Source organism: Ruegeria sp. HKCCA5929 (assembly GCF_013034525.1).
Lineage (GTDB): Bacteria > Pseudomonadota > Alphaproteobacteria > Rhodobacterales > Rhodobacteraceae > Ruegeria.
The window spans coordinates 128,950-143,127 of sequence record NZ_WQGE01000003.1 but is presented as its reverse complement, the minus strand read 5'-3'; the positions used below and the strand labels follow the sequence as shown (position 1 = coordinate 143,127).

Sequence of the window (14,178 nt, the reverse complement as noted above, 5' to 3'; positions counted from 1 at the left end):
GCTTTACGATCAGGTAAAGCGGTCCGGTGAAAAGGCCCCTATGTCGACATGAGGGTTCCGCCCGGCCATGTCAGCCGCGACTAATCGGGCAGTGGTGGCCGCCAAAGTCAACCCAAGCTGACCATGACCCGTGGCGAAATGAACGTTGTCCAGACGGTCACTGCGCCCAATGATCGGGCGCGTGTCAGGGGTGAAGGGGCGATACCCAATACGTCGTTCAGCTTCTTCTGTTTTTAAGCCGGGCAAGACACGATGCGCCCGCCGGACAAGCACATCCGCCCGGTTCCAGTTCGGCGCTGCATCCAAACTTGCGAACTCAATCGTTCCGGCGACAGCCAGGGCCCCGTCGTATGGCGTGACACCGAACCCTCCCTTTGGAAAAAAAATCGTGTGCTTCAGTTCCAGACCCGGATCAGACAGAGCCGTTGAGTATCCGGCCACGCCTTCCAACCGGATTGGAACGCCCAAATCTCGCGCCAGCATTTTGGATCGGGCGCCAGCAGCCAAAACAACGCGTCTTGTTGGCGCCACCGTGCCATCGGTCAGCCTGACCGAGCGCAACTGTCGACCTTCTCGGTCGAACCCTGCAGCCCCTGCACGTTTGACGATGCCGCCCCGCTTTCGGAACGTTTGATGCAGAACTTCAACCAAACGTTTGGGATCCGTCACATAGCTCCAGTCGCGCAACAGCGCGGCATATTTGAAATCAGGTGCTATGGCGGGGTCGAGTTCATTAGCTTCATGGCCCGAAATCTCGTCAATAGTGCATCCAAGTTCGCGCGCAAGATCAAAGGCAGCGCCCATAGTCGCCTTGTCAGCGTCATCGTCAAACAGCTTGATGATCGGGCGCTCTATCAGCAATTCCGGGTGGCCGATGTCATCCAACTGGGCTTTGAAATCCGCCGTGGCCGAGAATGTCAGCCGCGCCAGATCCGCCGCGATGGCGCGCATCTTTGACGGGCGAGCATTCGCTGTGAACCGAGTGAACCACGGCAACAACTTCAACGCTGAACTGGGACGCAACGACAAGGGCGCTTCGCTGTCCAGCAACCACCCGGGCACTTTCAGCATCATTCCGGGTTGCGACAAGGGAACAATTTCACCTACGGCGATACAACCGCATGACGCCCAACTTGCCCCCTCACCGACGGTGTTGGGCTCAAAAACCGTAACCTGATGTCCCTCAGCCTGCAGCGCCAGCGCACATGAAATGCCAACAATGCCACCGCCGACAACCGCGACCTCTTCCATCTGCAGCATTCCTATTGCAAATCATGCAGTTGCGACAACAACTCCATACTAACAACTACGCCCTGTTCCTGAGCGGTGGCGCGGTTTTTCAACCGTCCGTCACCCGGAACACGGGCCGAGCCGTTGCCTTCGATTTCCGCACAGATACGCTTGACGTAGTCATTGAAACCCGGGTTGCCAAAGCGCGTAGGATCAATTGCGATCAACGTGGCCCCGCCTTTGATGTTCAAAGCGCCATGCTCTACACGCTCGGTATTGTCGACCGATAGCGTGCCACCGGCCAACGCCGCGCCTAAGACTTCGATCAGAAAGGCAATCGCGGCCCCTTTGTGCTCGCCAAAGGGCAGCAGGCTTCGGGATTCCAGAATGGCATTTGGATCGGCAGTGGGCTGACCATCCAGGGCCAAACCCGCCGGGCGCGGAAGATCGTGCCCCTCTGCCGCGGCCATACGAATATCCATCAGCGCAACCATCGATGACGCCTGATCCCAGACAACCGGCTCGGCCCCCTCGCGCGGGCAGGCGAAAGACATCGGGTTCGTTCCGAATACCGGCCGCACACCGCCCTGCGGCACCACCATAGACAATGAGTTCACAACTCCCAGCGCCACCAACCCCGCCTCGGCCAGTGGTTCGGTGTCAAAACGCAACGCTGCAAGGTGGTGGCAATTGGCACAGGTGAAAGAGGCAATGCCGTTTTCACGCGCCATCGCAATCAGTTCATCCCGCGCCATGCCGGCTGCAAGTTGATAGTACCCGTTGTCACCATCCCCGCGTAAAACGCCGGGGGCAATACGCTCAACCCGGGGCGACGCCGTCGGATTGGCATATCCCGAAGTGAAGCTTTGCACGTAGACCGGCAACATGCGCAGCCCGTGGCTGCGGGGACCGTCCCGTTCGGACCGGGTGACAATTTCCGCCAAAACAGCACTGCTATGTGCATCCATGCCCGCAGCCACAAGGACCGATTTGGCCAGTTCCCTAACCTCTGCGAGTGAGAGCGTTTTCGTCGAGATTTCCGTCATCTGGGTGATCCTGTCCTTGTAGGGCGCAATGGGGCGCGCCAGCGCCCACGTCAGGGTTAACTGCTGTATTCCCGGCGCTTTTTGGCAACAAACTCGTCCAGCGCACCGCGTTGATCGTCAGGCATCGGAGGCTGCACATAGTTGTCCAGCATACGCCGCGCGGCTTCATTGCCAACAACCTCAGCCGTTTTCGATCCTTCTGCCTCCCACTGTTCAAAACTATCGTTGTTTTGCAAGTGGTTCATATGCATCGGGTTTTCGCGCGTGTGGTCTGTACCCAGGAAATGCCCTCCGGGGCCGATGCGGGCGATGTCATCCAGCAACGGGTCCAGATCTTCGTCCTGAAGTCCGCTGAAGAAGCGATGGAAATTCTCAAGCTGCAACGTGTCCTGCACCCATTTCGAGTAGCTGACCCCCAGCGCTCCTTCCAGAAAACCGGCCGAGTGCACAATGTAATTTGCCCCGCCAAGCAGCACGGGCCACATCGTGTTGGCCGTGTCAAAACCGGCCTGCATGTCGGGCGATTTTGACCCGGTCCACATTGTGCAGGTCCGCCACGGCACCTGATAGAACCGCGCCATCTGACCCACCAACAGGTTCATCAATCCCGGCTCAGGCGACCCCATCATCGGCGCGCCGGTTTTCATAGACACGCCCATGATTGCCACACCCAGAACCATCGGCGCGCCGCGTCGGATGATCTGGCTATAGGCCATTCCCGCCAAGGATTCCGCAATCAACAGCGCCACGCCGCCTTGCGGGCTGGCCGGGGTCGAAGCGCCTGCCAAAACAAAGGGCGACAACAGGCATGGCTGGTTGGCCGCTGCATAGACGCGCAGGCTTTCCAGCATGGTCTCATCCCAGACCAGCGGCGTGTTGCAGTTCAGCAGCGCAGCCATGACTACGTTATTATCTACAAACTCTTCTCCGAACACGATCCGGGTCATATCCACCGAGTCACGCGCCGCCTGTTCTGACAATACCGAACCCTTGATCGGCTTGTCGGTCAGCGTCAGCGCCGCGTGGACAAGCTCAAGATGGCGCTGCGGAACCGGAACATCCTGCGGTTCCACCGGCAATATGCCCGGAACCATCATCGACTGGCTCATCTGGCTCATCTTGAAGAAGTTCTGCGCATCCTCCAGCTGTGAGGGGCGACGCACGCCGTCAAGGTCATAGACAAAGGGTGCGCCATAGGCGTTCGCGAAGACCGAGTGCTCGTTACCCACACGCAAAGACCGCTCTGGGTTGCGTGCCGCATAAGCCCATTCCGACGGCACCGACGAAATCAGAGCCATCAGCATGTCGCGACCGATACGAACGCGTTCGCCCTGCACGTCCGCGCCGTATTTCTTCCAGTCAGCCAACGCCACCGGATCGCGGAATTCAATGCCGGTGGTTTCCAGAATGGTCATCGCAGCGTTGTGGATACGCTCGACCCCCTCAGGGCCCAACAGGTCAATCGGTCCGACCTTTCGGTTCAGAGTCGACAGGTAGACCGGGGGTGGGTTGGTGCGGGCCTGAACGCGTGCCGCGCGCCCACCGCCACGGCTGGACCGTCCTCGTGCTTGTGCCATTTCAGCTCTCCTTCTCAGGCCCGGGCGCGCGCGCTGGCTGGGTCAACAGCGCAAACGTCGATCACCTCGGCATCGCGCATTTCATTGTGAACCATCACCTGCATTTTCGTGCCCGGTGCGGTCATGTCCTGTGGCACCAGGGCCATCGCGATGTCGTGGTTGCAGTAGTAGGAAAATCCACCCGAGGTGACGCGCCCGATCAGCTTGCCATCGGCGTACACACCTTCGTCAAACATCACCGAGGTATCGCAGAACGGCAGTTTCAGAGTCACCAGCGTGTTGTAGCCACCCTCTGCCTTTTGCTTTTGCAGCGCAGCCTTGCCGATGAACTCCCGCTCGACCATCTCGCCATTGACCTTTTCGGTCATGGCCACAAAGCGACCCAGATCAGCTTCGTAAGGTGTCATGTCCTTGCAAATCTCGCGGTTGATCGCGCGATAGGATTTCTCAAGCCGCATGGATTCCAGTGCTTCCAGGCCAAAGGGCTTCACCCCAGCCTTGAGAAGCAGATCAACCAAATGGCGGTTATATCCAACCGGATGGTGCAACTCCCATCCCAGCTCGCCGGTATACGAGACGCGCAACAGATGAACGCCCTTGGCATAGCCCACCTCACCCATCTGCGCCGACAGCCACGGGAAAGCTTCGTTCGACAGGTCGTTGTCGGTCAGCGGTTGCAGGATCTCACGAGCTTTCGGACCGGCCAATGCAATCACGCCCAGCTGTTCCGAGATATCCTCCAACACGACCGAGCCATCCTTGGGCAGCAGGCGCTGCAATTGATCCCAGTTGTATGCGCGCCAGTTCGGGGTCGAAATCAGATAGAAATCATCCTCGGCATATCGAACGATGGTGTATTCCGCATCCATTCCGCCCTTGTCGTTCAACATCAGCGACAGGGTCATGCGGCCAATCTTCGGCAATTTGTTGGCCATCAGGCTGTCCAGCCATTTTGCGGCACCGGGGCCGCACACGGTGAACTTGGTCATCGGCGACATTTCGATGAACCCGGCCTCTTCGCGGGTCGTGCGGACCTCGGCCTGTACCAGTTCCATGTGGTCGGTGCGGCGGAAGCTGTGTTCGGGGATCGCCTCCGCGGGGGATTTGGCAAACCACCGGGGGAACTCGTATCCGTTGAAGCTGGTCCAGACTGCGCCATGTGCGGTTAGCAGATCATAAGACCCCATGGTTTTCATCGGGCGCGCGTCCGGGAAGTCCTCTCCCGGAATATGCGCGTCCATGTGGGTGCCCCAGGTTTCGCGCACCTTGTCCATCGTCCAGCGCTTCGAAGCGTAGTCGGAAAAACGACGTGGGTCGAGTTCGGACATGTCCAGACCCGGATCACCGTTCACGATCCATTTCGCCAGACGATTGCCGACTGTGCCGCCCCACAGAATACCACCCGGCATACCTTCGGCCAGCCACAGATTGTCATGCCCCGGCGCGGGGCCCGCCAACGGCAATTCGTCCGGGGTCATCTGGAACGGCCCGCGTGTGTTGGCCTTGATACCAACCTCGCCCAGGGTCGGCACACGCTCGATGGCGCGCTCCCATTGGGTTTCCACCGCATCGAAATCCTCAGGCAGCAGATCGGCCCCGAAATCAGGCGGCACGCGATCCTCGGCAAACAGTTTGAGGTCCTTGGTGAATTCATACGGACCGAACTGAATCCCGCCCACATCCTCGCGCAGATATGCGCCGTAATCCTCGTCGCGCAGGATCGGGAATTCCGGCAGCCCCTGTGCACGACGTTCCTTCAGCAGCGGCACGGTCTCGGTGGTCCAGTATTGATGTACGATTGGAATACAAGGCAGATCCAACCCCACCCGCCGTGCGTTTTCGCGCGCGTAGTTGCCGGTGGCGAAGATCAGATGCTTACAGGTGATCTCACCCTTGTCGGTGGTCACCTTCCAAAGCCCGTTCTCCAGCTTTTTGTAAGATTGCGCTTCGGTGTTCTGATAAACTTTCGCCCCTGCATCACGCGCCAGCTTTGCCATTGCCATGGTAATGTCAGCGGGGTTCACATAGCCGTCTTCAGTATGCAGGATACCGCCCCGGATATGTTCAGACTGGTTCAGCAACGGGTGAACCTCGGCCACCTGTTCCGGGGTCAGCAGTTTGCACGGCACGCCGGCGGCTTCGGCAATCGAGATATAAGACTGGAATTCGTCCCAGCGTTTTTCGGTGTTAGCAACGCGCAGCTGGCCGACTTTGCGCAACCCAACCGAGCTGCCCATCTTTTCCTCGACTTCGGTATAGATGCGGATGGTCTCCATCGTCATCTTCGACACGTTGTGAGAGCGTACAAAAGTCACCAAAAGGCCTGCCGCATGCCAGGTCGACCCCGAGGTCAACGTCGTCCGTTCCAACATAACGGCTTCGGTGCACCCATGCTCGGTCAAGCCGTACAGAATCGAGGCTCCGACACAGCCGCCCCCTACAACAACAACTTCGGCATGTGACTGCATTTGTTTTCTCCTCTCCCACTGCGCTGAAACCCCGGCCAACGCCGCTCCGCAAGGCGGAAACTTGGTGGGTCAGGGATTCAGCGCAGCGCATGCTGCTTTACCCAATTCTTTGCGCTCACGGGCCAAGACCGCAATCGCAAAAAAATTCACTCTGGGCAAATTCAGCTAATGCGAATACGCCTAGGATAACTTAAATACACCGAAACCTCATAATACAGGTCAAACCACCTTGCCCTATGGTCCCTACGATTTCCCACCGCTCAGCTCGCTGATCAGTTTCGAAGCCGCCGCCCGCCATGTCAGCTTCAAACAGGCCGCCAGTGAACTGAACGTTACTCCGGCCGCCATCAGCCATCAGGTCAAAGCACTCGAGGTCGAACTCAATTGCGCGTTGTTCCAGCGCCATCATCGCGGTGTGGAACTCACCGAAAGCGGTGCTTATTTGCTGGTTGCTTTGCAACGCGGGTTTGAGGGGATCAGCGAGGCACTCAAGCAGTTGCGCTCGCAATACGATCGTTCAGGTGTGACGATACGATCCAGCACGGCGGTCAGCTCATTGTGGCTGACACCGCGCTTGGCACAGTTTTGGAAGAATTTCGGGCATATCTCTGTCACGCAAGTCGTCACTGATTTGGGATACGACACGCAAAAATGTGACATAAGCATCAGGTATGGTGACGCATCACGCGAACGTGGCACATATCATGTTTTGTTCCGGGACCGGATCATGGCTTTGGCCAGCCCTGAATTTGTCCGGCAAAATAAAGTCGAACAACTGCAGGACCTGCCCAAAATCCCACTTATACATCTGGACGCGCCCGGCACCGATTGGACAGGTTGGCAGGAATGGGCGGCTGGTTTGGGTTACTCCGGCTCACTCAAATCGGGGCACAGGGTGAACAACTACACCATTGCCCTGCAAGCAGCACAGGATGATATGGGCGCTGTACTGGGATGGGAAGGGCTGACCGCAGGTTTGGTTAGGTCAGGCAAACTGGCCAAGTTATTGCCACAGACACTGTCAGCCCCTTTGGACTTTTATGTCGTGCTACACAACACCTCTTCGGATCGGGCTGCATTGGTCTACAAATGGTTGGTCGAGGATTCCAACTGATCGCCAACACTTTGCTGAAATGTTCGCTCGTCAACAAAAGGGGGAACCGGAATCAGAGCCAAAGTGGTCGTTTCTTTTCCCCTTCTCAGCACCCATTTGCGGGCACCGATTCCGTTCAAATCCGGTTCAGGTACTATGAGCCAGAAGCACGCTTGTAGCGCGGGTCATGCCAGCGGCGTATTGTTCGCTGGTTGTGGTCTTTAGCAAAAGACCGGTTGATACAGTCGTGAGCAGAAAGGCCAAATCCGCCGCCGCTTCGGGTGTTGGCACCACGTTTGCTTTCACCAAATAACCCGACAGGGCTTTTTCGAACTCTGCGTTGTAATCCATTTCGGCATCTGACGCGGATTCGATGGCAAATTCCATAATCTCGGCACCATGAGGCGTGCCCCGCCATATGGCCACGTGATCTCCGATCCAAGTCTGATACGCCCGGGCCAGAACATCCCGGGGCGAACCTTCTGACTGGCTCAGAACATCAAGGGCCGCATTGGTCATCGATGTCAGCACTGTTCTGACAGCCCATTCCATAACGGCTTCTTTCGATCCGAACTGGTTGTAGATCGACTGACGCGACAAACCAGCAGCTTCGGCAATGTCATTCATGGACACTTTGCGAAAGCCATATTGCGCAAAGACAGACAGGACTTCGAAAGCGTTTGACGATTTTTTCATTTTTACCTTGTTGACATTTTGGGTCTTTTTTGTAAATAGAGTACACAAGAATATACCCGTCTGCAACCTATATCGATTGGACCCCCTCGGATGGAACAGAAAATCACTGACTCGGGCTTCAGTAGCTGGAAGCCCTCGCAACTCCCGGAACTGAATGGCAAGACCTATGTCATCACCGGCGCAAATTCGGGCATCGGTTATGAAGCCGCCCAGATGCTGGGTGAAAAAGGCGCGAACGTTGTAATGGTCTGCCGCTCACGCGCAAAAGGTGAAACCGCACAGCGCAAGCTGTCAGCGTCCTCGAAGGGCAAGGTCGACCTTATCCTGATGGACCTCAGCGATCTGTCGTCGGTTCGCAAGGCGGCCGAGGAACTGCGCGGTCGCTATACCAAGATCGACGGCCTGATCAATAACGCAGGCATCATGATGACCCCTCAGGAAAAGACCGTTGATGGGTTTGACCTGCAGATGGGGGCCAACCATTTGGGCCATTTCCTATGGACCGGCCTGCTGCTGGATCTGGTTGAAGCTGCCGAAGGCCGTGTTGTTGTGCTATCCAGCCTGGTTCACAAGTACGGACCTCTGGATCTGGATGATTTCATGACCGACACCAAATACACGCCGATGAAGGCCTATACCCAGTCCAAACTGTCGAACCTGATGTTCGCGTTTGAACTGGATCGTCGCCTAAAGGCGGCCGGCAGCAAGGCCATCTGCGTCGCCTGCCACCCCGGCTATACCGACACCAACCTGCAATCCACCGGCCCGACCGGCTTTATGAAAGCCATGCTGGCCGTGATGAACAAACTGGTCGCGCAACGCCCCGAAGCCGGAGCCTATCCGACGGTGCTTGCCGCCGCCGGGAAAGAAGCGAAACGTGGCGCATATTACGGCCCGCAAAAAATGGGTGAATCCCGCGGCCCGGTTTCTGACGCCAAGGTGAAAGATCACGCACTGGATCTCGAAAAGCAGCGTCAGTTGTGGGCAAAAAGCGAGCAGCTGATCGGTTTTGAATTCAACCTGCCTGCCGTCGCACACGCGGCATAACCACTTAAAGACAGACGCCCTCGATATCCCCCTCACTCACGAAACAGGTCCGGGCGGCGCAAAAGCTTCGCCCGGACCATTTGTAAATTCTCCCATCACACGGAGCGGCTCGTGATCATAACGCTGTTTGTCTGGCTCTTTGCCCTGTTCCTGATGGCAGGCGGGATAACCCATTTTGTTTATCCGGCTGTATTTGATGGGTTCATGCCATCATTCATTCCCAAGACTCCTGCGCATATTCTGGCCGGTGTCGCCGAGATCACAATTGCTCTTGCCCTGGTCTTACCTAAATTCCGAACCTTTGGCGGGCTGTTCGCAGCAATGCTGTGCACCGCCTATTTGCCGTTCCACATCTGGGACCTGTTCCGGCCCGATCCGATTGTCGCACCTCTTTGGGCCGCGATAACGCGCCTGTTTGTGCAATTTGCTATGATCGGATTTGGTATCCGTCTTTGGCGTACGGAACCAAATGTCAGGTCAAACTGAATTCCCTCCAGCTGCAGGTAACACAAACTCTTGGAACGCAGCACCAATCAGACTTTAGTGGCGATGGTCGCGGCCGGGGCCGGATGGACCATCAAGACGCCTTTGCTGTTTGATCACGCCCAACGGTTTTGAAACAGACTTCGGCTGCTCCGCCTTCCGGTCAATAGCTTTTCCCGCACCTAGTCCATCGTGGCGACGCTGGATTGATCCCGATCCTTGCTGGAGCTGATGGATCGAAAGATACGAAGCCTGATCATCTGTCCCGGCCATCTGGCAATGGCCAAGACGGGCTGAGTATATTGAACCTCGCGCGAATTTCGCGCTCTTGCTCGGGCGTCAGATATTGGGGCTTGTGTTCGGCCAGGATGTCCTGTGCCCGGGCTCGGGCGCGGGCCCAGGCATCCTGCGCCCCGTTTTCCGCCCATGTGCGCGGCTCATCACGGTCGGCAAGCGTGGGATAGAAATAATCCCGCTCCATCGCCGCATAGGTGTGTTGACCACCCAGAAAATGCCCCTCACCCAGGACCGCATCGCAGATCGCATCAAAGCCCAGGTTTTCATCACTCACCTCGATCCCCCGCAGCGCACGGTAAGTGTTCGAGTGCATTTCGTCGTCCAGCACAAACGCCTCAAAACTAGCCCCCAGCAGGGATGCGGTCATGCCCGAGCTTTCATAGATCAGGTTTCCTCCGGCCAGGGCCGCCGCCATCGAGGTAATACCTTTCTCCATGCCATATTGCGCATCGATCGCCTTGGCATCGGTCATCGAACAGGCCACACCTGACGGCAGACCCAGCCAATTCGACAGCTGCGCCGAGGCCGCATTGAGCACGGCTGTCTCACCGCTGCCCCCCGAGAACGCACCGGTGCGCAGATCAATCACCAGCGGCCAGTTGGAAAAGACCATCGGAAAACCGGGCTGGATCGCATGGACCATAAGCAAGCTGGCCAGTGTTTCCGCCAGTGATTGCGCCAGAAACCCGGCCAGCGTGGCGGGCGCGGTCGCCCCCGCCTGCGCGGCGGTGATGCACGAAATCGGGATATTGTGCCGAATGCACTCATAGACCACATCCACCGCATCCTCGCCATAGCGCATGGGTGAGATCATCGGGCTGATATGCGCCTTCATGAACGGACGCTTGGCAAATTCGCCCGGTCCACCTGCTGCAATGTCCAGCATCTCGACAATCGGAGCGACATATTCAGCCAGCGTGAACGAGGTTGCCGTGGGTTTGGTCGTGTTCTTGATCAGCGCGAAGGCTGTATTGACGTCCAGATCGAAATTGTCCGGCACATCCGTCGCAACACAACAGCGGGTGTACCAGCTGACATTGGCCAGCGTGTCCTGCAGCCGTGTGAAGTTGTGCAGGTCTTGCAATGTCGAGGGCCGGTACAGACCGCTGTCCAAATCCAGTGTCTGCACCGCCGCGCCACCGGTGCCAAAATAGACCTTGTTGCCACCCACCTCGATGGATCGGGCCGGATCCCGGCCATGCAGTATGAACGTCTTTGCGGCCTGATCGATGGCCTCCTCCACCAGCTTTGGCGGAAACAGGACACGCCCTTTTCCATTGTCGATAGCGCCAATCGCCAGAAGATCTTTTTGCAGGCGTTTCGGCACCTCACCAACGCCCAGCTGTTCCAGCAGGTCCAGAGAGGTGTCGTTAATGCGCCGCAGATCCGCATCGCTGAGCGGTTTGTAGGCTCCGCCAAACTGACCCGGAGGGCAAGGATCAACAGCCGGTTTCGCTGCGCGCGCAGCTAGCCGTTCGCGACGGCCCCCTCTCTTTCCACGCTGCCCTGCCATGTTTGCTCCTTCGGCCGCATTTTGACCGCGATAGAAGAAGCTTAACCGAAGCAATTACAACGACCTCGCCAAAAACTCGAAAAAATCGAACTTAGAGTTCGATTTACTTTGAATTATTATCCGACATATTGCGAAGCCTTCTAATCTGCGGGCCTATCTCGGCAAACTGTTTTTCGGAGGTTCGTGTCACATGAAATCCCGCACCAAGGTTGTCGTCATTGGCGGTGGTATTGCCGGATGTTCAACGCTCTATCACCTGACCCAAGAGGGGTGGAGCGATGTTGTTCTGGTTGAACGCAACGAATTGACAAGTGGCACGACCTGGCATTCCGCCGCGCAAGTGACCAATTTTGGCATGAACCAGACGATGGTCGGGCTGAAGACGCATTCGATCAACCTGTATAAAGAGCTGTCCGAAAACCCAGAATACCCGATCAACTACCACCACGCAGATGGCGGTATCCGGCTGGCAAATACCGAAGCGCAGATGCAGGGCTACCGCCACTTTGCCTCGATGGCGCGCGGCATGGGGGTCGACTTCGAGGTGATCGATGCCGAGGAATGCGCCCGCCGCCATCCGCTGATCTCGACTACAAATCTGCTGGGCGGGCTCTGGGATCCGCTGGATGGCGATATTGACCCGGCGCAGCTGTGCCAAGCACTGGCCTATCACGCCCGTAAGGCCGGGGCCGAGGTCTATCGCAACACGCCGGTCACCGCGCTGACGCAACACAAGGACGACACCTGGACCGTGCATACAGAACAAGGCGATATTGATTGCGACATCGTGGTCAACGCCTGCGGTTACCGCGTCAACGAAGTCGGCGCGATGATGGGTGTACATCACCCGGTTGCGTCTATGGAGCATCAATATTTCCTGACCGAGGACATCCCCGGCATCGCCGCGGCAGGCCACCGGATGCCACTGTTGCGCTGCCCGATCAGCGACTATTACAGCCGTCAGGAAAAGGGCGGTCTGCTGGTTGGCTTCTACGAGCAGGATTGCAAACCGTGGGGCATGGACGGGATTGACCCGAACTTTGTCAACGCGCTGTGCCCCGATGATCTGGACCGGGTCATGGATGTGCTGGAAGGCGCGTTTGAACGCATGCCCGCCTTGCGCGAAACCGGCATCCGATCCGTGGTGAATGGCCCGATCACCTACACAATCGACGGCGCACCGTTGGTCGGGCCGATTCCGGGTAAGCGCAACGCTTTCTGTATCATCGGTCTGCGCGCCGGGTTGGGCGAAGGCGGTGGCCACGGCTGGTTGCTGGCGCAACAGATCGTGCATGGCGAGGCGTGTTATGACACCTGGTGCCTCGACCCCCGCCGCTTTACCGGACACGCGAATGTCGAACTGACCTCACTGAAAGCCATCGAGGACTACCAGAACGAATTCCGCTTCCACTTTCCCCATGAACACCGCCCCGCAGGTCGTCCGGCGAAGACCACGCCGCTAACACCAGTCATGGCCGCTGAAGGGGCTGAGTTCACCGTGGTGAACGGGTGGGAGCGGGTCGACTACATCAAACCTGCGGCCGACTTTCACCCCAGCCTCACCTTTAACTTTGACGAAGCCTTTGACGTAGTCGCGGCTGAGATCAAGAACGTGCAGGAGAATGTTGGCCTGTGCGAGGTCAACGGCTTTAACCGGTTTGAAATAACCGGTACGGACCGCCACGCTTTCCTAGACCGCATGTTCTGCGGCGCGGTCACCAAACATGCGGGCCGGGTCGGTTTGGGCTATCTGCTGAACCATCACGGCATGATCAAGGGCGAGGCCACCGTGGCCAACATCCCAGCCAGCGACCGGGGCCCCGCGCGGGTCTGGTACGGCTCGGCAGCAGCCAGTGAGTACCACGACATGGATTGGCTGACCCGGCACCTGCGCGATGGAGAGGACGTTCAAATACGCTCTCTGACCAACGACCAGACGATCCTTGTTCTGGCCGGTCCCAAGGCGCGCGATGTCCTGTCCGCTTGTTCCCGCGGTGATTGGTCGAAACAGGCTTTCCCCTGGCTATCAGTCAGAGAGTGCTTCATTGGGTTTGCCCCGGCCACTGTCATGGGCGTCAGCTTCTCAGGCGAGCTCGCCTATGAAATCCACGTACCAAACGCTTCGCTCTATGCCGCCTATCTGGCACTGCGTGCGGCGGGCGAGGCGCACGACCTGAAGCTGTTCGGGGCCCGCGCGGTGGAGTCCATGCGGTTGGAGAAAGGTTTCTTGCATTGGAAAGCCGACTTGCTAACAGAGTTTGACCCGTTCGAGACAGCACTGGACCGCTTCGTCAAGTTGAGTAAAGGCGATTTTATCGGCAAAACGGCGCTGGAAAAACGTCACGCCAGCGGCCCCAACAAAAAGCTGGTGACCCTGAAAGTCGACGCGACCCACGCCCCGGCCCACGGCGGCGCCTCACTGATGCAAGGTGAAACCGTTGTCGGCACCATCACCTCGGGCGATTGGGGGCATCGGGTTGGCTTGAACCTGGCCTATGCCTTCGTGAACCCCGATCAGGCTGCTGTTGGCAGCACAATGCAATTGGATTTGTACGGGGATCTGGTCACAGCAGAGGTCATCTCGTCTTCCCCCTACGATCCAGACCACACCCTCATGCGCAGTTGAGGTCGCCATGACCACCGTGCCAGTTTTAACTCTTGCAGGCACGGGCATTACTCGAAAAGACTGTCTGGCTACTTAATTTCGTTGGGATCGTAAGAACAAATA

At 57.7% G+C, this 14,178-nt stretch carries 10 protein-coding genes; 4 read left to right on the top strand and 6 right to left on the bottom strand.

Annotated features, from left to right (window positions below; translation table 11 throughout):
- Nucleotides 1-9 precede the first annotated feature (9 nt).
- The 4 genes from GOV90_RS09570 to GOV90_RS09555 are packed head-to-tail and all read right to left on the bottom strand — an operon-like array spanning nt 10 to nt 6,321.
- Nucleotides 10-1,251, bottom strand: a complete 1,242-nt coding sequence (locus GOV90_RS09570; protein WP_171095689.1) for an FAD-binding oxidoreductase — start codon at nt 1,249-1,251, stop codon at nt 10-12.
- Between the two features lie 11 nt (nt 1,252-1,262).
- On the bottom strand, nt 1,263-2,276 hold the full coding sequence (locus GOV90_RS09565; protein WP_171095585.1) for an Ldh family oxidoreductase: 1,014 nt from the start codon (nt 2,274-2,276) through the stop codon (nt 1,263-1,265).
- 56 nt (nt 2,277-2,332) lie between these two features.
- Entirely contained in the window at nt 2,333-3,853 is a 1,521-nt protein-coding gene (locus GOV90_RS09560) for a trimethylamine methyltransferase family protein (protein ID WP_171095583.1), read from the bottom strand.
- A 14-nt stretch (nt 3,854-3,867) separates the two neighbouring features.
- Nucleotides 3,868-6,321 carry an FAD-dependent oxidoreductase gene (locus tag GOV90_RS09555; protein ID WP_171095582.1) on the bottom strand — a complete coding sequence of 818 codons (2,454 nt, stop codon included), beginning with the start codon at nt 6,319-6,321 and terminating at the stop codon, nt 3,868-3,870.
- Between the two features lie 229 nt (nt 6,322-6,550).
- Here GOV90_RS09555 and GOV90_RS09550 point away from each other — a divergent pair, with 229 nt between their 5' ends.
- The gene (locus GOV90_RS09550) at nt 6,551-7,435 is read left to right on the top strand and encodes a LysR family transcriptional regulator (protein ID WP_171095580.1); all 885 of its coding nucleotides are present in this window, start codon (nt 6,551-6,553) and stop codon (nt 7,433-7,435) included.
- 126 nt (nt 7,436-7,561) lie between these two features.
- On the opposite strand, the gene GOV90_RS09545 is transcribed toward GOV90_RS09550, so the two are convergent.
- A complete protein-coding gene (locus tag GOV90_RS09545; RefSeq protein ID WP_171095578.1) occupies nt 7,562-8,110 on the bottom strand; it encodes a TetR/AcrR family transcriptional regulator in 549 nt (182 codons plus the stop codon).
- A gap of 90 nt (nt 8,111-8,200) precedes the next feature.
- Here GOV90_RS09545 and GOV90_RS09540 point away from each other — a divergent pair, with 90 nt between their 5' ends.
- The gene (locus GOV90_RS09540) at nt 8,201-9,157 is read left to right on the top strand and encodes an oxidoreductase (RefSeq protein WP_171095576.1); all 957 of its coding nucleotides are present in this window, start codon (nt 8,201-8,203) and stop codon (nt 9,155-9,157) included.
- A gap of 111 nt (nt 9,158-9,268) precedes the next feature.
- The gene (locus GOV90_RS09535; protein ID WP_171172840.1) at nt 9,269-9,643 is read left to right on the top strand and encodes a hypothetical protein; all 375 of its coding nucleotides are present in this window, start codon (nt 9,269-9,271) and stop codon (nt 9,641-9,643) included.
- A 253-nt stretch (nt 9,644-9,896) separates the two neighbouring features.
- Here the strand turns inward: GOV90_RS09535 and GOV90_RS09530 are convergent, their stop codons facing one another.
- Nucleotides 9,897-11,450: a trimethylamine methyltransferase family protein gene (locus GOV90_RS09530; RefSeq protein WP_171095572.1), complete on the bottom strand. Its 1,554-nt coding sequence runs from the start codon at nt 11,448-11,450 to the stop codon at nt 9,897-9,899.
- A 190-nt stretch (nt 11,451-11,640) separates the two neighbouring features.
- Between GOV90_RS09530 and GOV90_RS09525 the strand changes: the two genes are divergently transcribed.
- A complete protein-coding gene (locus GOV90_RS09525; protein WP_171095570.1) occupies nt 11,641-14,076 on the top strand; it encodes an FAD-dependent oxidoreductase in 2,436 nt (811 codons plus the stop codon).
- Nucleotides 14,077-14,178: the final 102 nt, after the last annotated feature.